General features: G+C 60.2%; 18 protein-coding genes. 6 read left to right on the top strand and 12 right to left on the bottom strand.

Annotated elements, in window-relative coordinates:
• Positions 1-162: 162 nt before the first annotated feature.
• The 5 genes from BMY54_RS27175 to BMY54_RS27155 form a co-directional block, all read right to left on the bottom strand.
• Positions 163-1,182, bottom strand: coding sequence for a branched-chain amino acid aminotransferase (locus BMY54_RS27175; RefSeq protein WP_007915073.1), 1,020 nt, complete (start codon positions 1,180-1,182; stop codon positions 163-165).
• A 214-nt stretch (positions 1,183-1,396) separates the two neighbouring features.
• The gene (gene lpdA / locus BMY54_RS27170) at positions 1,397-2,770 is read right to left on the bottom strand and encodes a dihydrolipoyl dehydrogenase (protein WP_093440965.1); all 1,374 of its coding nucleotides are present in this window, start codon (positions 2,768-2,770) and stop codon (positions 1,397-1,399) included.
• A gap of 7 nt (positions 2,771-2,777) precedes the next feature.
• Positions 2,778-4,046 (bottom strand): dihydrolipoamide acetyltransferase family protein, encoded by a 1,269-nt coding sequence (locus tag BMY54_RS27165; RefSeq protein WP_093440961.1) that lies wholly within the window; start codon positions 4,044-4,046, stop codon positions 2,778-2,780.
• Positions 4,047-5,105, bottom strand: a complete 1,059-nt coding sequence (locus BMY54_RS27160) for an alpha-ketoacid dehydrogenase subunit beta (RefSeq protein WP_003224000.1) — start codon at positions 5,103-5,105, stop codon at positions 4,047-4,049. It lies immediately after the preceding gene.
• Between the two features lies 1 nt (position 5,106).
• Complete coding sequence (locus BMY54_RS27155) at positions 5,107-6,342, bottom strand: 3-methyl-2-oxobutanoate dehydrogenase (2-methylpropanoyl-transferring) subunit alpha (protein ID WP_093440956.1); 1,236 nt, start codon at positions 6,340-6,342, stop codon at positions 5,107-5,109.
• A gap of 185 nt (positions 6,343-6,527) precedes the next feature.
• Here BMY54_RS27155 and bkdR point away from each other — a divergent pair, with 185 nt between their 5' ends.
• On the top strand, positions 6,528-7,016 hold the full coding sequence (bkdR, locus tag BMY54_RS27150) for a Bkd operon transcriptional regulator BkdR (protein ID WP_025111414.1): 489 nt from the start codon (positions 6,528-6,530) through the stop codon (positions 7,014-7,016).
• A 96-nt stretch (positions 7,017-7,112) separates the two neighbouring features.
• Here bkdR and BMY54_RS27145 read toward each other — a convergent pair whose 3' ends face one another.
• Positions 7,113-7,976: an MBL fold metallo-hydrolase gene (locus BMY54_RS27145; protein WP_093440952.1), complete on the bottom strand. Its 864-nt coding sequence runs from the start codon at positions 7,974-7,976 to the stop codon at positions 7,113-7,115.
• 91 nt (positions 7,977-8,067) lie between these two features.
• On the opposite strand from BMY54_RS27145, the gene BMY54_RS27140 reads away from it, so the two are divergent.
• The 3 genes from BMY54_RS27140 to BMY54_RS27130 all read left to right on the top strand — a co-directional run bounded on the left by BMY54_RS27140 (position 8,068) and on the right by BMY54_RS27130 (position 10,631).
• Positions 8,068-8,409 (top strand): ArsR/SmtB family transcription factor, encoded by a 342-nt coding sequence (locus tag BMY54_RS27140; RefSeq protein WP_007915092.1) that lies wholly within the window; start codon positions 8,068-8,070, stop codon positions 8,407-8,409.
• 167 nt (positions 8,410-8,576) lie between these two features.
• Positions 8,577-9,821, top strand: a complete 1,245-nt coding sequence (locus BMY54_RS27135; RefSeq protein ID WP_093440947.1) for an NAD(P)/FAD-dependent oxidoreductase — start codon at positions 8,577-8,579, stop codon at positions 9,819-9,821.
• A gap of 9 nt (positions 9,822-9,830) precedes the next feature.
• Positions 9,831-10,631, top strand: coding sequence for a sulfite exporter TauE/SafE family protein (locus tag BMY54_RS27130; RefSeq protein WP_093440943.1), 801 nt, complete (start codon positions 9,831-9,833; stop codon positions 10,629-10,631).
• A 43-nt stretch (positions 10,632-10,674) separates the two neighbouring features.
• Here BMY54_RS27130 and BMY54_RS27125 read toward each other — a convergent pair whose 3' ends face one another.
• From BMY54_RS27125 to BMY54_RS27100, 6 genes are all read right to left on the bottom strand, one after another.
• Entirely contained in the window at positions 10,675-11,955 is a 1,281-nt protein-coding gene (locus BMY54_RS27125) for a TRAP transporter large permease (protein WP_016986826.1), read from the bottom strand.
• Positions 11,955-12,482, bottom strand: coding sequence for a TRAP transporter small permease (locus tag BMY54_RS27120; RefSeq protein WP_093440938.1), 528 nt, complete (start codon positions 12,480-12,482; stop codon positions 11,955-11,957). Before BMY54_RS27120 ends, BMY54_RS27125 begins: the two co-directional genes overlap by 1 nt.
• Positions 12,483-12,558: 76 nt before the next feature.
• Positions 12,559-13,530, bottom strand: coding sequence for a TRAP transporter substrate-binding protein (locus tag BMY54_RS27115; RefSeq protein ID WP_093440933.1), 972 nt, complete (start codon positions 13,528-13,530; stop codon positions 12,559-12,561).
• Between the two features lie 61 nt (positions 13,531-13,591).
• The gene (locus tag BMY54_RS27110) at positions 13,592-14,485 is read right to left on the bottom strand and encodes an SMP-30/gluconolactonase/LRE family protein (protein WP_093440929.1); all 894 of its coding nucleotides are present in this window, start codon (positions 14,483-14,485) and stop codon (positions 13,592-13,594) included.
• A gap of 30 nt (positions 14,486-14,515) precedes the next feature.
• Positions 14,516-15,340, bottom strand: coding sequence for an NAD-dependent epimerase/dehydratase family protein (locus BMY54_RS27105; RefSeq protein ID WP_093440924.1), 825 nt, complete (start codon positions 15,338-15,340; stop codon positions 14,516-14,518).
• A gap of 276 nt (positions 15,341-15,616) precedes the next feature.
• A complete protein-coding gene (locus BMY54_RS27100) occupies positions 15,617-16,912 on the bottom strand; it encodes an OprD family porin (RefSeq protein ID WP_093440919.1) in 1,296 nt (431 codons plus the stop codon).
• Positions 16,913-17,205: 293 nt separating this feature from the next.
• On the opposite strand from BMY54_RS27100, the gene BMY54_RS27095 reads away from it, so the two are divergent.
• Positions 17,206-18,861, top strand: coding sequence for an MFS transporter (locus BMY54_RS27095; protein WP_093440914.1), 1,656 nt, complete (start codon positions 17,206-17,208; stop codon positions 18,859-18,861).
• Positions 18,858-20,000 (top strand): HlyD family secretion protein, encoded by a 1,143-nt coding sequence (locus tag BMY54_RS27090; RefSeq protein ID WP_093440910.1) that lies wholly within the window; start codon positions 18,858-18,860, stop codon positions 19,998-20,000. Before BMY54_RS27095 ends, BMY54_RS27090 begins: the two co-directional genes overlap by 4 nt.
• Positions 20,001-20,083: the final 83 nt, after the last annotated feature.

The following is a 20,083-nucleotide window of genomic DNA, read 5'->3' as shown; positions in this document are numbered from 1 at the left end:
CAACCGAGATCGGCTCCCTTTCCCCCTCGCCCCCCTGGGGGAGAGGGCTGGGGTGAGGGGGAAAAGATCTCAAGCCCTACACAACAATCCCCGCCAAACGCCATAAAAAAGCCCCCCACCAATCACTCGGTGGAGGGCTTTTCTACATCAATCGCCGTCAGATCAAACCTTGACGATCCAGCCCGCTGGCGCTTCGATGTCGCCGGTCTGCACGCCAGTCAGCTCTTTGTAGAGCTTCTGGGTCACAGGACCCACTTCGGTCTCGCTATGGAACACATGCAGATGGTCGTTGTAGCTGATGCCACCGATCGGGGTGATCACCGCAGCAGTACCGCAAGCGCCGGCTTCCTTGAAGTCCGACAGCTTGTCGATCAGCACATCACCTTCAACCACTTCCAGGCCCAGACGGGTCTTGGCCAGTTCGATCAACGACAGGCGGGTGATGCCTGGCAGAACCGACGGCGAGTTCGGGGTGATGAACTTGTTGTCGTGGGTGATCCCGAAGAAGTTGGCCGAACCGACTTCTTCGATCTTGGTGTGGGTCATCGGATCCAGATAGATCGCGTCGGCGAAGTTGGCTTTCTTCGCTTTCGAGCCCGGCATCAGGCTGGCCGCGTAGTTGCCGCCGACCTTGGCTGCGCCGGTGCCTTGTGGGGCGGCGCGGTCGTAGCTGGAGATCTGGAAGTTGTGTGGGGTCAGGCCGCCCTTGAAGTAGGCGCCGACCGGGATGCAGAAGATCGAGAAAATGAACTCGGGCGCAGTGCGCACGCCGATGTTGTCACCGACGCCGATCACGAACGGACGCAGGTACAGCGCGCCGCCGGTGCCGTAGGGCGGAATGAAGCGCTCGTTGGCGCGAACCACGGCTTTGCAGGCTTCGATGAACTGCTCGGTGTCGACCGTCGGCATCAGCAGACGCGCGCAGCTGCGTTGCATGCGCAGGGCGTTCTGGTCCGGGCGGAACAGGTTGATCGAGCCGTCCTTGCAACGATAGGCCTTCATGCCTTCGAAGCACTGCTGGCCATAGTGAAGGGCCGTCGAGCCTTCGCTGATGTGCAGCACGTTATCTTCGGTCAGGGTGCCTTTGTCCCACTCGCCATCGCGAAAGTACGACAGATAGCGTTTGTCGGTCTTGATGTAGTCAAAACCCAGCTTGTCCCAATTGATGCTTTCGTTACCCATGACACCCTCTATCACTGAACAACCGCCGAAACGGTTCAAGGCTTCTGACGTTTTTTGGATGGGCACAACAATACTTCATTCTTGAGCGGTTTCGCAGCCCGGACTATCGGATGGCACACAGATAAATCGTGTTGCCCCTGAGAATTCGCGAGCAAGCTCGCTCCCACAGGGGAATGCATTCCAAATGTGGGAGCGAGCTTGCTCGCGAAGGGGCCTACAGGTGCAACGCATGCCCCAAAGCACGCAACGCCGCTTCCTGCACCGCTTCACCCAGGGTCGGATGCGCGTGAATGGTGCCGCCGATGTCTTCCAGCCGCGCGCCCATTTCCAGGCTTTGCGCAAACGCTGTCGACAATTCGGAAACCCCGACGCCCACAGCCTGCCAGCCAACAATCACATGGTTATCCCGACGAGCGACCACCCGCACGAAGCCGCTTTTTGACTCCAGCGTCATCGCCCGGCCATTGGCGGCGAACGGGAAACTGGAAACAATGCAGTCCACACCTGCAGCCTTGGCCTCGTCCGGGGTCTTGCCGACCACTACCAGTTCCGGGTCGGTGAAGCACACCGCAGCAATCGCAGTCGGGTTGAATTCACGGGTTTTGCCGCTGATCAACTCGGCAACCATCTCGCCCTGAGCCATGGCGCGGTGGGCCAGCATCGGCTCGCCGCTCAGATCGCCGATGGCGTAGACGTTGCGCATGCTGGTCTGGCAGCGGCTGTCGATCTTGATCGCCGAGCCGTTCATATCCAGATTCAGCGCTTCGAGGTTCCAGCCCTGGGTATTCGGTTTGCGGCCGACAGCGACCAACACCTGATCGGTTTCCAGGTTCAGGGTTTCGCCTTCTGGATCGCGCACCTGCAACGTGCCATCGAAACCCAGCACGCTGTGTTTCAGATACAGCTTAACGCCCAGTTGCTTCAAAGCTTCATGCACCGGTTGCGTCAGCTCCGCATCGTAGGCCGGCAAGATACGATCCTGCGCCTCGACCACGCTGACCTCGGCGCCGAGCTTGCGATAAGCAATGCCCAGTTCCAGACCAATGTAACCACCGCCCACCACCACCAGACGTTTCGGCACGGATTTCGGCGCCAGCGCTTCGGTGGAGGAGATGATCGGCCCGCCAATCGGCAGGATCGGCAGATTGACGCTGGTCGAACCGGTGGCCAGCACCAAATGTTCGCAGTGGATGCGCGTTTCGCCGACGTCAACAGTCTTGCCGTCGATGACTTTGGCCCAGCCATTGATGACCTGAACCTTGTTCTTCTTCAGCAGCGCCGCCACGCCAGTGGTCAGGCGATCAACGATGCCGTCCTTCCACTCGACGCTTTTCGTGATGTCGAGGCTCGGTGCGGCAACGCTGATGCCCAGCGCCGAATGCTGGCTGTGATGCCGGGTCTGGTGAAACTGCTCAGCCACATGAATCAGCGCTTTCGACGGGATGCAGCCGATGTTCAGGCAGGTGCCGCCCAGCGATTGGCCTTCGACCAGAATCGTCGGGATGCCCAGTTGCCCGGCGCGAATCGCCGTTACATAACCGCCGGGGCCGCCGCCGATGATCAGCAGCGTAGTGTTCAGAGATTGCATGCGCGCCTTACTCCACAAACAAAGTGGCAGGTTGTTCGATCAAGCCACGAATCGCCTGGATGAAGAGTGCCGCATCCATGCCGTCGACCACGCGGTGATCGAAGGAGCTGGAGAGGTTCATCATCTTGCGGATCACCACCTGGCCTTTGACGACCATAGGCCGTTCGACGATTTTGTTGACGCCGACGATCGCTACTTCCGGCAGATTCAGAACCGGCGTGCTGACGATGCCGCCCAGTGCACCGAGGCTGGTCAGGGTGATGGTCGAGCCGGACAGTTCATCACGGCTGGCCTTGCCATTACGCGCGGCGTTGGCCAAACGCGAGATTTCTGTAGCACTGTCCCACAGGCTGCGCGCCTCGGCGTGACGCACCACCGGCACCATCAGGCCGACATCGCTTTGCGTGGCGACGCCGACATGCACCGCGCCGAGGCGAGTGATGACCTGGGCTTCGTCGTCATAACGGGCGTTCATCTGCGGGAAGTCGCGCAGGGCCACAACCAGAGCGCGGACGAGGAACGGCAGCAAGGTCAACTTGCCACGGCTGGCGCCGTGTTTTTCATTGAGATGCGCGCGCAGTTCTTCAATCGCGGTAACGTCGATTTCTTCGACGTAGCTGAAATGCGCGGCACGCTGAGTGGCGTCCTGCATGCGTTGGGCGATCTTGCGGCGCATGCCGATGACTTGAATCTGTTCTTCGTCGTTACGCTGTGCGTAAGCAGCGGCAACCGGCGCCGAAGCATTTGACTGACCTTGCGCCAGATAGGCCTCGAGGTCTTCGTGCAACACACGACCGGCCGGGCCGGAACCGCGTACCAGACGCAATTGAATCCCCAGATCCAGTGCATGTTTGCGCACGGCCGGCGAGGCCAGTGGGCGCTCATCCGCTTCGCGGGCAACCATCGGGCCTTGGCAAACCGCAGCTGGACGTGGTGCGGCAGCAGGTCTGCTTTCCACCACGGTTTCAGCTTTCGGTGCAGCAGGTGCTTCTTTGACGGGAGCAGGCGCGGCCGATTCTTTCAGATTGCCGGCCCCTTCCACCTCAATGCTGATCAACACACTGCCAACCGCCATCACTTCACCTGGCTGACCACCGAGCGCAATCACTTTCCCGTGTACCGGCGATGGAATATCGACCATCGCCTTGTCGGTCATCACGTCCGCCAGCACCTGATCCTCAACGACCAGATCGCCAACCTTGACGTGCCACTGCGACAGTTCGACTTCTGCGATGCCTTCGCCGATGTCCGGCATCTTGATAACGTGCGTGCCCATTCAGACCTCCATAACCCGTTTCAACGCCGCGCCCACTCGGGACGGCCCAGGGAAATACGCCCACTCTTGCGCGTGCGGGTAGGGGGTGTCCCAACCGGTGACGCGTTCGATCGGCGCTTCCAGGTGATGGAAGCAATGCTCTTGCACCAGCGACACCAGTTCGGCGCCGAAACCGCAAGTGCGGGTGGCTTCGTGAACCACCACGCAACGGCCAGTCTTCTTCACCGACTTGACGATGGTCTCCAGGTCCAGCGGCCACAGGCTGCGCAGGTCGATGACTTCGGCATCCACGCCGGATTCTTCGGCCGCGACTTGCGAAACGTAGACGGTGGTGCCGTAGGTCAGCACGGTCACGTCCTTGCCCGGACGGGTGATCGCCGCGACGTCCAGCGGCACGGTGTAGTAACCGTCCGGCACCTGGGCTTGCGGGTGTTTCGACCACGGCGTTACCGGGCGATCGTGGTGGCCGTCGAACGGGCCGTTGTACAGGCGTTTCGGCTCAAGGAAGATCACCGGATCATCGTTTTCGATGGAGGCGATCAGCAAGCCTTTGGCGTCATACGGGTTGGACGGCATGACCGTGCGCAGACCGCAAACCTGAGTGAACATCGCCTCGATGCTCTGGCTGTGGGTCTGGCCGCCGTAGATGCCGCCGCCGCAGGGCATGCGCAGGGTCATCGGCGCGGTGAACTCGCCGGCCGAGCGATAACGCAGGCGCGCCGCTTCGGAAATGATCTGGTCGGAGGCCGGGTAAACGTAGTCGGCGAACTGAATCTCGGCGACCGGACGCAGACCGTAAGCGCCCATGCCCACGGCAACACCGACGATGCCGCTTTCCGAGATCGGTGCGTCGAATACGCGCGAGGTGCCGTACTTGGTCTGCAGGCCTTCAGTGCAACGGAACACGCCGCCGAAGTAACCGACGTCCTGACCGAACACCACCACATTGTCGTCACGCTCAAGCATCACATCCATGGCCGAGCGCAGGGCCTGGATCATGGTCATGGTGGTCGTGGTCATGGCGGTTTCCAACTGAATATTGTTGTTGTGATCGTTCATGTCAGATCCCCAACTGCTGACGCTGGCGCTTCAAGTGCTCCGGCATCTCTTTGTAAACGTCTTCGAACATGGTCGCGGCGCTTGGAATCTGGCCGCCGGCGAGGGTGCCGTACTGTTCGGCCTGTTTCTGCGCGGCAATCACTTCGGCTTCGAGCTCGGCGCTGACGGCGGCGTGCTCTTCTTCTGACCAGTGACCGACCTTGATCAGATGCTGTTTGAGACGGGCGATCGGGTCGCCGAGCGGGAAGTGGCTCCAGTCATCGGCCGGACGGTATTTCGACGGATCGTCGGAGGTCGAGTGCGGACCGGCGCGGTAGGTGACCCATTCGATCATGGTCGGGCCGAGGTTGCGGCGGGCGCGTTCGGCAGCCCAGGCAGATGCCGCATACACCGCGTAGAAGTCGTTGCCATCCACGCGCAGCGAAGCGATGCCGCAACCGACGCCACGTCCGGCGAAGGTGGTGGCTTCACCACCGGCGATGGCCTGGAAGGTCGAGATCGCCCACTGATTATTCACCACGTTGAGGATCACTGGCGCGCGATAAACGTGGGCGAAGGTGAGGGCGGTGTGGAAGTCCGATTCGGCGGTAGCGCCGTCGCCGATCCATGCCGAGGCGATTTTCGTGTCGCCTTTGATCGCTGAGGCCATGCCCCAGCCGACGGCCTGAATGAACTGGGTGGCGAGGTTGCCGGAGATAGTGAAGAAGCCCGCTTCCTTGACCGAGTACATGATCGGCAACTGACGGCCCTTGAGCGGATCGCGCTCGTTGGACAGCAACTGGCAGATCAGGTCGACCAGCGGCACTTCGCGGGCCATCAGGATGCTTTGCTGGCGATAAGTCGGGAAGCACATGTCGTCGATGTTCAAGGCCAGAGCCTGAGCACTGCCGATGGCTTCTTCGCCGAGGCTCTGCATGTAGAACGACATTTTTTTCTGACGCTGGGCGACCACCATGCGGTTGTCGTAGATCCGCGTCTTGAGCATGGCGCGCATGCCCTTGCGAAGGATCTCGACCGGGACGTTTTCGGCCCAGGGGCCGAAGGCGTTGCCCTGATCGTCGAGCACACGGATCAGGCCACGCGCCAGGTCGGCGGTGTCGGCAGGTTCGACATCAATGGAAGGTTTGCGCACCGTACCGGCATCGGTCAGATGCAGGTAGGAAAAATCGGTTTTGCAGCCTGGACGGCCCGAGGGTTCAGGGACGTGCAGACGCAGCGGTTCATACGCTTGGGTCATGGCTTCTACGCTCGATCTTGTGAATTTCTTGTAGTGAGCTGGCAGTCATTCTTCGGTAGAAGAAATCTTGTCCTACAACAATCATAGGCCCGGGCAAGAAGAATATTTATCTCTGTTTCGTTGCGCTGGAGATGATTTGCAGATAGAAATTCTGCATAAACATAAAAAACAGGTGGTTTTGTCTCATGCGCAAACTGGACCGTACCGACATCGGCATTCTCAACAGCCTTCAGGAGAATGCGCGCATCACCAACGCCGACCTCGCACGCTCGGTCAATCTGTCGCCGACACCATGCTTCAACCGGGTCAAGGCAATGGAGGAATTGGGGCTGATCCGCGAGCAGGTCACGTTGCTGGATGCCGACCTGCTGGGGCTGCATGTGAACGTGTTCATCCATGTCAGCCTGGAGAAACAGGTGGAGGAGGCGTTGCAGCATTTTGAGGAGGCGATTTCTGATCGCCCCGAGGTGATGGAGTGTTATCTGATGGCTGGCGATCCGGATTATCTGATTCGGGTGTTGGTGCCGACGATTCAGTCACTGGAGCGGTTCATGATGGACTTCCTGACCAAAGTGCCGGGTGTGGCAAATATCCGGTCAAGCTTTGCGCTCAAGCAGGTGCGCTACAAAACCGCGTTGCCGTTGCCGGCGAATGGGTTGACGTTAGGCGCCTGACCCGAAGCGGAACGCGGAGCGTCCCCGGCAGCATTCCCACGCAGAGCGTGGGGAACGATCGATGTAGGAGCTGCCGCAGGCTGCGATCTTGTGCTGTTAAAGCTTATTGATCGGGATCTTCAGATAAACCACGCCGTTGTCTTCCGCCGCCGGCAGATTCCCCGCCCGCACATTGACCTGAATCGCCGGCAGCAACAGCGTCGGCATGCCCAGCCCGGCATCACGCTGTGTGCGCATCTCGACAAATGCCGCCTCATCAATCCCGTCATGCACATGAATGTTGCTTTTGCGCTGCTCCCCGACGGTGGTTTGGCACTGCGCGGTGCGGCCCTCGGGCGGGTAATCGTGGCAAACGTAGAGTTTCACGCTGGCCGGAAAGGCCAGCAGTTTATGAATCGAGTTGAACAACTGATGGGCGTTTCCGCCGGGAAAGTCGCAGCGCGCGGTGCCGACGTCGGGCATGAACAGCGTGTCGCCCACCAGAATCTGTTCGCCGTCGATCAAGTAGGCCATGTCCGCCGGGGTATGCCCAGGCACATGCAGGGCAGTGGCTTTGAGATTGCCGATCCTGAATGACTCGTTCGGCGCAAACAGGTGATCGAACTGCGAGCCATCGACGCAGAACTCCGGCTCCAGATTGAACAGTGCCTTGAACACGTTTTGCACTTTGCTGATCGATTCACCAATGGCGATTTTCCCGCCCAGCTCCCGGCGCAGATAAGGCGCGGCGGACAGGTGATCGGCGTGGGCATGGGTTTCCAGCAGCCACTGCACTTGCAGATTGTGCGCGCGGACGAAGGCGATGATTTTGTCGGCCTGGGCGGTGCAGGTGCGTCCGGCGGCGCCGTCGTAATCGAGCACCGGATCGACGATCGCACATTGCCCGCCGTCGGTTTCATAGACCACGTAGCTGTAGGTCGAAGAGGCGGGGTCGAGGAAAGCTTCAATCTGCGCGGGCATGGACACCAACCTGAACAAGGAAAATGGGTTGCAACACTTTATCTAAAAACATAATGTTCGCAGCTTAAGTGACCTTGAAGGCCTCGTGCAAATGCAATCCAGTCTGACCGAATGTGAAGTCGCCCAACTGCGTGCCTCGGCCTCCAAGGCCTGCGCGTTGCTCAAGGCCATGGCCAATGAGGATCGCCTGTTGATCCTGTGTCAACTGACCCAGGGCGAGCGCAACGTTGGCGAACTGGAAAAGATGACCGGCGTGCGCCAGCCGACGCTGTCCCAGCAACTGGGCATCCTGCGGGATGAAGGCCTGGTCGCGACTCGGCGTGAAGGCAAGTACATTTTCTACGGCCTCGCCAGTCCGGAAGTCATTCAGGTCATGAAGACCCTCTCCGGGTTGTATTGCGGGGCCGTGCTGAAAAGCCTGGGCCATCAATAAATGCCAGCCATGACACTGGTTCAATGTGGGAGCGAGCCTGCTCGCGAAAGCGTTAGGTCAGGCAATACTTGCATCGACTGACACGCCGCCTTCGCGAGCAGGCTCGCTCCCACATTCGGATTTGTGTTGGCTAGAAAACTCCTTGCGTGCAGCAAAAGGAACAAGCAATGAACGATCAACACTGGGGCCCATCCATCAGTGCAGACATCGTGGTCATCGGCGGCGGTACGGCCGGTATCGGTTTTGTCGCCAGCCTGCTCAAGCGTGACCCTGCGCTGAAAATTACCGTGATCGAACCGAGCGCCCAGCATTACTACCAACCGGCGTGGACGCTGGTCGGCGGTGGCGCCTACGACGTCAAAGACAGCACACGGCCGATGAACAAGGTCATGCCCCGGCAAGCGAACTGGCTGCAAGCGGCGGTCACCGCAATCGACCCGGACAAACGCCAACTCACCCTCAACGATCAACGCACGGTCAGCTATCAGAACCTGATCGTCTGCCCCGGCCTGCGTCTGGCCTGGGAGAAGATCGAAGGCTTGCAAGAGAGCCTCGGCCAGCACGGCGTCACCTCCAATTACAGCTATCAGCACGCGCAGTACACCTGGGATCAGGTGCAGAAACTGCGCGGCGGCAAAGCGCTGTTCACCCAGCCGGCGATGCCGATCAAATGCGCCGGAGCGCCGCAAAAAGCGCTGTACCTGTCCTGCGATCACTGGCGCAAAACCGCCGTGTTGAACAACATCCATGTCGAATTCAATCTTGCGGGTGCGGCGCTGTTCGGCGTGGCGACGTTTGTGCCGCCGTTGATGAAGTACATCGAGAAATACAACGCGCAATTGGCCTTTAACTCGAACCTGGTCAAGGTCGATGGTCCGGCGAAAACCGCCTGGTTCGAGATCAAGGACGCCGACGGCAACGTCAGCCGCGTAGCGAAAGCCTTCGATCTGTTGCACGTGGTACCGCCGCAGGTGTCGCCGGATTTCATCGCGCAAAGTCCCTTGGCCGACGCAGCCGGCTGGTGTGAAGTCAATCCGCACAGCCTGCAGCACCCGCGTTATCCCGAGGTGTTTGCACTCGGTGACATCTGCGGCACCAGCAATGCGAAAACCGCCGCAGCAGTGCGTAAACAAGTGGTGGTGGTCGCGGAAAACCTGCTCGCCCAGCGCAAGCAACAACCGCTGCCGCTGAAGTACGACGGTTACGGTTCCTGCCCGCTGACGGTGGAGAAGGGCAAGGTGATTCTTGCCGAGTTCGGTTATGCCGGTAAGTTGCTGCCGACCTTCCCGATGGACCCGACCGTGGCGCGGCGCTCGGCGTGGTTGCTCAAGGCGACGCTGCTGCCGTGGTTCTACTGGAACGGCATGCTCAAAGGGCGCGAGTGGCTGACCGGCCTGTCCAAAGTCGACTGAGAACATCCTATGTTGCTGGCAAGCCTGTTTGGTGTGGTGATGGGGTTGGTGCTCGGTTTGACCGGGGCCGGCGGCGGGATTCTCGCGGTGCCGGCGCTGGTCCTCGGCCTCGGCTGGACGATGACTCAGGCAGCGCCGGTGGCGTTGTTTGCGGTGGGCAGTGCGGCGGCGGTCGGGGCTATTGACGGTTTGCGTCATGGCCTGGTGCGCTATCGTGCGGCGTTGTTGATTGCCGCGCTCGGCGCGGTGTTTTCGCCATTGGGCATTTACTTCGCGCACCAGTTGCCGGAGAAAATCCTGATGATCCTGTTCAGTCTGCTGATGGTCATGGTCGCTTGGCGCATGCTGCGCCGCGAGCATCAGCAGGAAGGGCCGAGTGATCATGGTCACGCCAGTTGGGGCCAGAAGAATTGCATGCTCAATGCCGAAACCGGGCGCTTTGACTGGACCGCGAAATGCACCGCAACGCTGGCAGCGTTGGGCGCGATTACCGGGGTGGTGTCCGGTTTGCTCGGCGTCGGTGGCGGCTTCTTGATCGTGCCGGCGTTCAAGCAACTGACTGACGTGCAGATGCGCGGGATTGTCGCGACGTCGTTGATGGTGATCAGTCTGATTTCGGCAATCGGGGTGATCGGATCGTTTCACGCCGGTGTGCGGATTGACGGGCAGGGTGCGGCATTTATCGTTGCCAGCATCGTCGGCATGATCATCGGCCGTAAGCTCTGTGCGCGGGTGCCGGCGCGGGCGTTGCAGGTGGGATTTGCCAGTGTCTGTCTGGTGGTGGCGGGGTATATGTTGTTGCGGGCTTAAAGCAAAAAATCGCAGCCCGTGAGGGCTGCGATCCATTAACCGCTTACAACACCAGATGCGGCAACCACAGCGAAATCGCCGGCACGTAGGTCACCAGAAGCAACACCAGAAACAGCACCGCATAAAACGGCAGCAGCGCTTTCACAGTGCTCTCGATACTGACCTTGCCCACCGCCGAACCGACAAACAACACTGCGCCCACCGGCGGCGTTATCAGCCCGATCCCGAGGTTGACCAGCATGATCATGCCGAACTGCACCGGATCCACACCGATACCGAGAATCACCGGCATCAGGATCGGCGTCAGGATCAGGATCAGCGGCGCCATGTCCATCACCGTGCCGAGCAACAGCAGCATGACGTTGATGCACATCAGGATCACGTAGCGGTTGTCCGACAGGGTCAGGAACAGCGTGGTGATCTTTGCCGGGATCTGCATCAGGGTCATGATGTAGCCGAAGCTCGCAGCGAAACCGATCAGGATCATCACGATCGAAATCGTCCGCACGGTGCGGTGCATCAGTTTCGGCAGTTCACTCCATTTGTAGTCGCGGTAAATGAACATGGTGACGAAGAATGACCACAGCACGGCAATCGCCGCCGATTCGGTCGCGGTGAAGATCCCCGAGAGGATGCCGCCGAGGATGATCACCATCGCCATCATGCCCCAGAGGGCCTCGCCGACGATTTTCAACGCCTGGCGCATCGGGATGACTTCACCTTTGGGGTAGTTGCGCTTTTTCGCGAAGATCAGGCACAGCACCATCAGGCAGGCGCTCATCATCAAGCCCGGCACGATGCCGGCCATGAACAGCGAGGCAATCGAAACAGTACCGCCGGCGGCCAGGGAGTAGAGCACGGAGTTATGGCTTGGCGGAGTCAGCAGGGCTTGCACCGAGCCGCTGACGGTCACGGCAGTGGAGAAATCCCGTGGATAGCCCTTGCGTTCCATTTCCGGAATCAGCACCGAACCCACCGACGCGGTGTCGGCCACTGACGACCCGGAGATCGCGCCGAAAAAGGTCGAGGCGACAATGTTGACCAGTGACAGGCCACCGCGGACAAAACCCACCAGTACCCCGGCACACGCCACCAACCGGCGAGACATGCCGCCCTCGGCCATGATCGCACCGGCCAGCACGAAGAAAGGAATGGCCAGTAGCGAGAATTTGTTCACGCCTGACGCGACCTGGATCATCACCGCCTGGAACGGGATGTCGATCCACCATGCACCGATCAGCGCGGCGGCGCCCAGCGCGTAGGCGACGGGCATGCCGATCAGGATCAATACGATAAAACTGCCCAGCAGTATCAAAGCGTCCATTAAGCGGCACCTTCACTTTCTTCCACCAGGTCGAACTGCACGACCCGCCGTTTGCTCTGATCACCGAGCAAGAGTTTTTCCAGCACGAAAACCAGCGTCAGCAAGCCGCCCACGGGAATGGGCAAGTAGGTCACGCCAACCCGCAGATCGGGCAGGGCTGCCATGAACTGGTTCCAGGTGGACATGCACAGCTTGGCGCCCCAGATCGTCATGAAAATGCAGATCGACGCCATGAGCAGTTGGGAAAAAATTGACGCCGCGTTTCTCAACTGCGGCGGCATGCGGTCGGTGAGCATGGCCACGGCCATGTGCGCACCGGCGCGGTAACTGGCGGCAGCGCCGATGAAGGTAAACACCATCATCAACAGAATCGCCGTAGGCTCGGGCCAGCTCGAGCCGGTGCCCAGCACGTAGCGGGCGAACACGCCCCAGGGAATCATCAGGGAGATCGCCAGAACGGAAAGGCCGGCGACCCAGATGCACGTCATGTAGATCTTGTCGTTGATACGCAGCAGTAGATTCTTCATCGGGTTCCACCGTAACCCGGCGTGCCTGAGCCATCAGGCATGCCGGGCCTTTTTCAAAATTACGGAGCGGGAGGCGTTACTGAACGGCTTCGATTTTCTTGATCAGGTCGGCGTACTTCGCGCCGTACTTTTCCCGCACCGGTGCGGTGGCGTCGTAGAAGGGTTTCTTGTCGACCTCGATGAACTCGACGCCGGCGGCCTTGAGTTTTTCTTCACTGGCAGCGGACTTCTTGTCCCACAGCACGCGCTCTTCGGCCTGGGCAGCCTTGGCGGCGGTCTTGACCAGCGCCTGTTGATCCGGGGTCAGTTTTTCCCAGGTGATTTTCGACATCACGATCGGCTCTGGCAGGATCAGGTGTCCGGTGAGGCTGTAGTACTTCGCGTTCTGGAAGTGGTTGTGTTCGAGCAGGGTTGGCGGGTTGTTCTCCGCACCGTCGATGACGCCGGTCTGCAAGGCGCTGAAGATCTCGCCAGTGTCCATGGCGATGCCGTTACCGCCCATGGCGTTCATCATGTCGATGAACATCGGGTTGCCTTGCACGCGGATTTTCATGCCCTTGAGGTCTTCGAGCTTGCGCACCGGTTTCTTGGTGTAGATGTTGCGCGTGCCGCCGTCCATCCAGGCCAGGGCCACCAAGCCGAATTCTGAGTTGGTGATTTTGTCGAGGATTTCGTCGCCCACCGGGCCATCAATGACCTTACGCATGTGTTGCTGGTCGCGGAAGATGAACGGCATGTTGAATACGTTCACATCCGGCACGACAGGGCCGACGATACCCAGACTGACGCGTGACATCTGCACCGCGCCGACTTGCATCTGCTCGATGACTTCCTTTTCGGAGCCCAGTACGCCGCCCGGGAAGTATTGGAAGGTCAGCTCGCCGTTGGTTTCCTTGGTCAGGGACTTGCCCATGGTTTCTTCGGCTTCCACGGTTGGATAGCCTTTGGGATGGATGTCGGCGAATTTGAGTTGCAGGGCCTGAGCGGCGCCAGTGAAGGTAAACATCAGCGGGATTGCAGCGGCCAGCAAGGTGCGTTTGAAGTACATGGGGGTGAGTCTCCAGTCTTGTTATTGTTGTGTTCAAGGCGCAGCGGTGCAGCAGAGGGGTTTAAAGCAAATCGTTGAACAAGGGTTCCGCAAGGCCTTTGACGTTGGGGTTCAGGGCGAATACGCCACCGGCCAGAGAGTGCGGATCGTGGTCGTCGCCGGGACGAATCGAGGTGACGAACAAAGTGTCCATGCGGCTGCCGCCGAAGGCACACATGGTCGGTTTTTTCACCGGCACCTCCAGTGAGAAATCAAGACGACCGTCCGGCGCGAAGCGGTGAATCTGGCCGGCGTCGTTGGCGCAGATCCAGTAGAAACCTTCAGCATCCACGGCAGCGCCATCGGGCCGCCCGGGAAAGTGGTTCATGTCGACGAACACACGACGGTTCGATGGCGTGCCGGTATTGGTGTCGTAATCGAACGCCCAGATCAGTTGCACGTCGGGGTGCGAATCGGACAGGTACATCGTCGTGCCGTCAGGGCTGAAACCGAGGCCGTTGGGCACGATGAAACCGTCGAGCTGCGCTGCGATCACGCCAGACTGCCCGGCGCTGTAGCGATAGAGCCGGCCTTCGGGCGCACTCAGGCCCATGTTCAGCACCATGCTGCCGGCCCAGAAACGGCCCTGTCGGTCGCAGCGACCATCGTTGAGGCGCATGTCTGCGCGACTGTGCGCGACGGTGGCGAGCAACTCGCTGTCGAGGCTGCCGTCGCTGTGTGGGTGCAGATGAAAAAAGCCGCTCTCCATGCCGGCAACCCAGCCGCCACCGCTATGGCGGGCGATGCAGGCGAGCATTTCCGGGGTTTTCCAGGCATGCACGTGGCCGGTATCGGCGCTCCAGCGTTGCAGCCCGCCGTTGGCAATATCCACCCAATACAACGCGTTTTCCTGCGGCACCCAGACTGGGCTTTCGCCCACGGCGTTGCGGGCATCGACGATCAATTCGGCTTGCATACTCATTCCTTCGCGTCGTTGTCAGGGTGATCAGTCGCCGAACGGACCTGCGGCAACAAACGCGCCGCCCTGATAGATCCGTGCCGGGTCATCGGCAGCCGGCATTGGCTGTGCCTCGACTTTTTCACGAAAGACTTCGGAGCTGTCCTTCGCCTCGAAGCCGAGGTGGCTGGCGAATTTGTTGTCCCACCAGACGTCCTTGTTGGCGGACATGCCGTAGACCACGGTGTGGCCAACGTTCGGCGTGTACAGCGCGCGTTCGAGCAATTGCGTGAGGTCGTCGAAACTCAGCCAGGTGTGCATCATTCGGCGGTTTTGCGGCTCGGGAAACGAGGAGCCGATGCGGATGCTGACGGTCTCGATGCCGTAGCGATCGAAGTAGAAACTGGCCATGTCTTCGCCGTAGGACTTGGACAATCCGTAGTAACCGTCGGGGCGGCGCGCGGAGCTGGCGTCGAGCGGCTCGTCCTGTTTGTAGAAGCCGATGACGTGGTTGGAGCTGGCGAAGATCACCCGCTTCACGCCATGCCGGCGCGCTGCTTCGTAGATGTGAAACACGCCGCAGATGTTGGCGCCGAGGATTTCTTCGAAGGGCCGCTCGACGGAGACGCCGCCGAAATGCAGGATCGCATCGACGCCTTCGACCAGTTGATGCACGGCGTGTTTGTCGGCCAGATCGCAAGGGACGATTTCTTCGCGATCATCGACGGCCGGGGCGATGGCGGCAATGTCCGACAGGCGCAGGACATTGGCATAAGGGCGCATACGTTCGCGCAGAACTTTGCCCAGGCCCCCGGCAGCGCCGGTCAGCAGCAGACGGTTGAACGGGGCGCGGGGAGTGGAGGTAGACGTCATGGCAAGCCCTTACACGTTGTTATTAGGTTTGTTGTAGGTTGTCGTATGACTGCGCTGAAGTATCGGTAGGGTTTCCGGAACTTGTCAACGCGACTTTTGGTGTAAATGACGGAAGGCCCGGTTCCTATCCCTTCAGCACAATTCCCTTCTTGCAATGCAATCCCCTGTAGGAGTGAGCCTGCTCGCGATAGTGGTGTGTCGGTTGAGGAAGAGGCGGCTGACACACCGCTATCGCGAGCAGGCTCACTCCTACAGGGGGATTGCGGCGCCCGCTGGTTACAACAACGAAATCGGATAACTGATAAAGATCCGGTTCTCGTCAAATTCGTTGGTGCTGAAGTCCCGGCGTATCGTTGCGTTGCGCCATTTCACGTTGAGGTTTTTCAGCGGGCCGCTCTGCACCGTGTAGGCCAGTTCCGACTCGCGCCCCCATTCCTTGCCGTCATTGGTGCTGGCGGTGTGCACGTTGTCGCCGCTGATGTAGCGGTTCATCAGGGTCAGGCCGGGGATGCCGAGGGCGACGAAGTTGTAGTCGTGGCGCAACTGCCAGGAACGTTCCTTGGCGTTGTCATAACTGGCGTTGTAACTATCGTTGGCGAGGGTGCCGCCGCTGGTGCCGTTGACCCGCATCCACGCGTCGTCGCCGCTGAGTTTTTGCAGGCCGACGTAGAAGGTGTTGCCACCGTATTTGGCCGAAAGCAGGGCGAACGCAGTCTTGTTGTCGAGGTCGCCGGCTTGGGCGCTGCCGTCCTCCTTGCCGGTGAAGAAACCGAGGTTGGCGCCCAGGGTCCAGTCGCCCAACGGCTGGCTGTGGCTGAGGTTGAAATACTGCTGCTGGTAGATGTCGCTGAGTTCGGCGTACCACACGCCGACCAGGGTGCGTTTGTCGTTGAAGGTGTATTCGCCGCCGCCGAAGTTGAAGCGGTCGGAAGTGAACGCGCCACGGCCGTTCATTGACATGTCTTCCATGCTCGCGTCGTTGCGCGGGCTGTTGCCACGGAACTGGCCACCGTAAACGGTCAGGCCGTTGATCTCGGTGGACGTGATCTGCCCGCCGCGAAAGGTTTGCGGCAGCGAGCGGCCATCGTCAGAGCGCAGGATCGGCAGCACCGGCATCCATTCGCCGACCTTCAATTCAGTCTTCGAGACTTTGGCCTTCAACGCCACGCCGAGCCGTCCGAAATTGTCGGCCGGACGCCCGTCATCGTGGATCGGCAACAGTTGCGTACCGCCCGTACCTTTGCCGCCATCGAGCTTCTGCGAATACATCCCCAGCACATCGAGGCCGAAGCCGACGGTGCCCTGAGTGAAGCCGGATTTGGCATCGAGAATGAAGTTCTGCGTCCATTCCTCAGCCTTGCCTTGTGGGTAGGCAGGGTTGACGAAGTTGCGGTTGAAGTAGGCATTGCGCAGGTTCAGCGTGGCTTTGCTGTCTTCGAGAAAGCCTTCGGCATCGGCGCTCATCGGCAAGGCCAAGGCCAGGCTGCTGCAACCGATCAGGCCAAGGGTGGTGTGCGGGCGCAGCGTGGCAAAGCGGGAAGGGCGGACGAAATTACGGGCGAGTGTGCTCACTGTGACGCTCCCTGTTGCGTTTGTTGTTTTTATTATTTGTCATACGTCGTCGTACAACATGGTTGCGGATATTTCCTAGGTTTTCCGGGAATGTCAACAGCAAGTTATACGATGACCTCCTGCCATCACCCCGACCCCTTGTGGGAGCGAGCCTGCTCGCGAATGCGGATTTTCCTCCGACAATGTTGTCGACTGACACACCGCATTCGCGAGCAGGCTCGCTCCCACAGGGAAAAGTGTTTTAGCAATGAATTTGCGGCAAACTTCACCCACGTTCCGCACAAGGCTTCTCCATGGATCACTACGCCCCGCGCAACTGGCAGCCCCACGAAAAGCCCAGTCTGCCCGGTTCCCCCTCGACGCCGTTGCACTCCAACCCCAAGCGCCTGGCCTATGCGCTGGTCGGTGTACTGGTGGCGGTGACCGGTGGCTTGGGCAACTCGCTGGTGGTGGCCAACCTGCCTTATCTGCAAGGCGCACTCGGCGCGACCACGGCGGAAATGGCCTGGCTGCCGGCGGCGTATGTGATGACCAACGTGTCGATGAACCTGTTGCTGGTGAAGTTTCGTCAGCAGTTCGGTTTGCGTGCATTCACCGAAGTGTTTCTGGTGCTGTATGCGCTGGTGACTTTCGGCCATCTGTTTGTCAACGATCTGAATTCGGCGGTGGCGGTGCGCGCGGCCCACGGCATGGTGGGCGCGGCGCTGAGTTCGCTGGGCCTGTATTACATGGTCCAGGCGTTCCCGGCGAAGTGGCGGTTGAAGGCACTGGTACTCGGTCTCGGCACCTCGCAACTGGCCTTGCCATTGGCGCGTTTATTTTCCGAAGACTTGCTGCAGATCGCCGAATGGCGCGGCTTGTATCTGTTCGAACTGGGCATGGCACTGCTGTCGCTGGGCTGTGTATTGATGCTCAAGTTGCCGCCGGGCGACCGCTTCAAAACCTTCGAAAAACTCGACTTTCTCACCTTCGCCATTCTCGCCACTGGTGTGGCGCTACTGTGTGCGGTGTTGTCGCTGGGGCGGATTGACTGGTGGCTGGAGGCAAACTGGATCGGCTACGCGCTGGCTGCCTCGATTGCTTTGATCCTCGCCGGTCTGGCCATCGAACATAACCGTAGCAACCCGCTGCTGATGACCCGCTGGCTTGGCAGCGGGACGATGATCCGCCTGGCGCTGGCGGTGACCCTGATTCGCATGGTCACCTCGGAGCAGTCCACCGGTGCGGTCGGTTTCATGCAGAACCTGAACATGGGCTACGAGCAGTTGCACAGCCTCTACGTGGTGATGCTGATCGGCAGTGTCGCGGGGCTGTTGACCAGCGCGTTGACCATCGACCCGAAACACCTGCTGATGCCGCTGATTATCTCGCTGGCACTGATGGCCACCGGGTCGGTGATGGACAGCTTTTCCAACAACCTGACCCGCCCGGAAAACCTCTACTTCAGCCAGTTTCTGCTGGCGTTCGGCAGCACGTTTTTCCTCGGCCCGACCATGGTTTTCGGTACGCGCAACGTGCTGACCAATCCGCGCAATCTGGTGAGTTTTTCCGTGTTGTTCGGGATCTGCAACAACCTCGGCGGCCTGCTCGGTGCGGCGCTGCTGGGCACTTTTCAGATCGTCCGGGAAAAATTTCATTCCAGTCACATCGTTGAGCACCTGACGCTGTCTGACCCCTTGGTGGCCGCGCGCGTGCAGAGCGGCGGCTCGGCGTATGGCTCGTTGCTGGCCGACCCGAGTCTGCGCAACCTGGCGGGGATTCGCAGCCTGGCCAACGCCGCCACCCGTGAGGCCAATGTGCTGGCCTACAACGATGTGTTCATGTTGATCGCCGTGATTGCGGTGCTGACCATGATCTGGCTGTCCATTCGTGCGCTGTGGCTGATGAGCACCACCAAAGCCGTCGCCCCAGCGCCATCCACACCTTCGAGCGGTGCCACTTCTTCATGACCGAACCGACCACCACAACCACCAACGCCATTGCCGCCACGCCTGAGGGTGTGGCGCCGCCGTCATCGCCGAACACCGAGCCGCGCTCGCTGCGGGTGCGGATCATTTCTTCGCTGGGCTTTGCCGCGATTGCCATCGTCGGCGTGTTGATCGTTTTGTATGCCTGGCAATTGCCGCCGTTCAGCAGTGCGGTCGAAACCACCGAAAACGCCCTGATTCGTGGGCAGGTGACGATCATCGGCCCGCAACTCGCCGGTTATGTTTACGAGGTGCCGGTGCAGGATTTCCAGTACGTGAAAGCCGGGGATTTGCTGGTGCGTCTGGACGACCGCATCTATCAGCAGCGACTCGACCAGTCACTGGCGCAACTGGCGGTGCAGAAAGCCGCGTTGGCCAATGTGGTGCAGCAACGCAACAGCGCCGAAGCGACGATCAAATTGCGTCAGGCGGCGCAGGCCGACAGCGAAGCGCAGTTGCGCAAGAGTGAAGCGGATCTGCGCCGCAATCAGGAATTGGTGCGCGACGGTTCGGTGTCGAAGCGCGAGATGGACGTCGCACTGGCGGCGAATGCGCAAAGCATTGCGGCGGTCGCGCAAGCCAAGGCCAATCTGGAAATCGCCCGTCAGGATCTGCAAACAGTGATCGTCAATCGTGGCTCGCTGGAGGCGGCCGTGGCCAGCGCCGAAGCGGCGGTGCAACTGGCACGGATCGATCTGTCGAATACGCGCATCGTCGCCCCGCGTGATGGCCAGCTCGGGCAGATCGGCGTGCGCCTCGGTGCTTACGTCAACTCCGGAGCGCAGTTGATGGCGTTGGTGCCAAACCAGAAATGGGTGATCGCCAACATGAAAGAAACCCAGATGGATAACGTGCGCGTCGGGCAACCGGTGCGCTTCACCGTCGATGCGCTGAATCACCGCCGATTCACTGGGCATGTGCAGCATATTTCGCCGGGGACGGGCTCGGAATTTGCCCTGTTGCAGGCGGACAACGCCACCGGCAACTTCGTCAAAATTGCTCAGCGGGTGCCGGTGCGGATCACCATCGATCCGGATCAGCAGGAAGAGGAGCGGTTGCGGCCGGGGATGTCGGTGGTGGTCAGCATCGACACCGCAGCGGGCGACACCCAGCCCCACTGACACAATGCATAACCCTGTGGGAGCGAGCTTGCTCGCGAAAGCGTCGTATCAGTCACATTTTTTTATCTGATACACCGCTTTCG

Source organism: Pseudomonas sp. ok266 (assembly GCF_900110195.1).
GTDB classification, from domain to species: domain Bacteria; phylum Pseudomonadota; class Gammaproteobacteria; order Pseudomonadales; family Pseudomonadaceae; genus Aquipseudomonas; species Aquipseudomonas neuropathica.
Note: the sequence above shows the minus strand (reverse complement) of the source record. Positions and strands in the feature narration are given on the sequence as shown.

Coding starts and splice junctions, on each gene's coding strand:
- BMY54_RS27110 (WP_093440929.1), bottom strand. CDS start 14,485: ATGCAAGCCGAATTGATCGTCGATGCCCGCAACGCCGTGGGCGAAAGC.
- BMY54_RS27115 (WP_093440933.1), bottom strand. CDS start 13,530: ATGTACTTCAAACGCACCTTGCTGGCCGCTGCAATCCCGCTGATGTTT.
- BMY54_RS27165 (WP_093440961.1), bottom strand. CDS start 4,046: ATGGGCACGCACGTTATCAAGATGCCGGACATCGGCGAAGGCATCGCA.
- BMY54_RS27175 (WP_007915073.1), bottom strand. CDS start 1,182: ATGGGTAACGAAAGCATCAATTGGGACAAGCTGGGTTTTGACTACATC.
- BMY54_RS27155 (WP_093440956.1), bottom strand. CDS start 6,342: ATGACCCAAGCGTATGAACCGCTGCGTCTGCACGTCCCTGAACCCTCG.
- BMY54_RS27130 (WP_093440943.1), top strand. CDS start 9,831: ATGTTGCTGGCAAGCCTGTTTGGTGTGGTGATGGGGTTGGTGCTCGGT.
- BMY54_RS27090 (WP_093440910.1), top strand. CDS start 18,858: ATGACCGAACCGACCACCACAACCACCAACGCCATTGCCGCCACGCCT.
- BMY54_RS27135 (WP_093440947.1), top strand. CDS start 8,577: ATGAACGATCAACACTGGGGCCCATCCATCAGTGCAGACATCGTGGTC.
- BMY54_RS27125 (WP_016986826.1), bottom strand. CDS start 11,955: ATGGACGCTTTGATACTGCTGGGCAGTTTTATCGTATTGATCCTGATC.
- BMY54_RS27095 (WP_093440914.1), top strand. CDS start 17,206: ATGGATCACTACGCCCCGCGCAACTGGCAGCCCCACGAAAAGCCCAGT.
- BMY54_RS27160 (WP_003224000.1), bottom strand. CDS start 5,105: ATGAACGATCACAACAACAATATTCAGTTGGAAACCGCCATGACCACG.
- BMY54_RS27105 (WP_093440924.1), bottom strand. CDS start 15,340: ATGACGTCTACCTCCACTCCCCGCGCCCCGTTCAACCGTCTGCTGCTG.
- bkdR (WP_025111414.1), top strand. CDS start 6,528: ATGCGCAAACTGGACCGTACCGACATCGGCATTCTCAACAGCCTTCAG.
- lpdA (WP_093440965.1), bottom strand. CDS start 2,770: ATGCAATCTCTGAACACTACGCTGCTGATCATCGGCGGCGGCCCCGGC.
- BMY54_RS27120 (WP_093440938.1), bottom strand. CDS start 12,482: ATGAAGAATCTACTGCTGCGTATCAACGACAAGATCTACATGACGTGC.
- BMY54_RS27140 (WP_007915092.1), top strand. CDS start 8,068: ATGCAATCCAGTCTGACCGAATGTGAAGTCGCCCAACTGCGTGCCTCG.
- BMY54_RS27145 (WP_093440952.1), bottom strand. CDS start 7,976: ATGCCCGCGCAGATTGAAGCTTTCCTCGACCCCGCCTCTTCGACCTAC.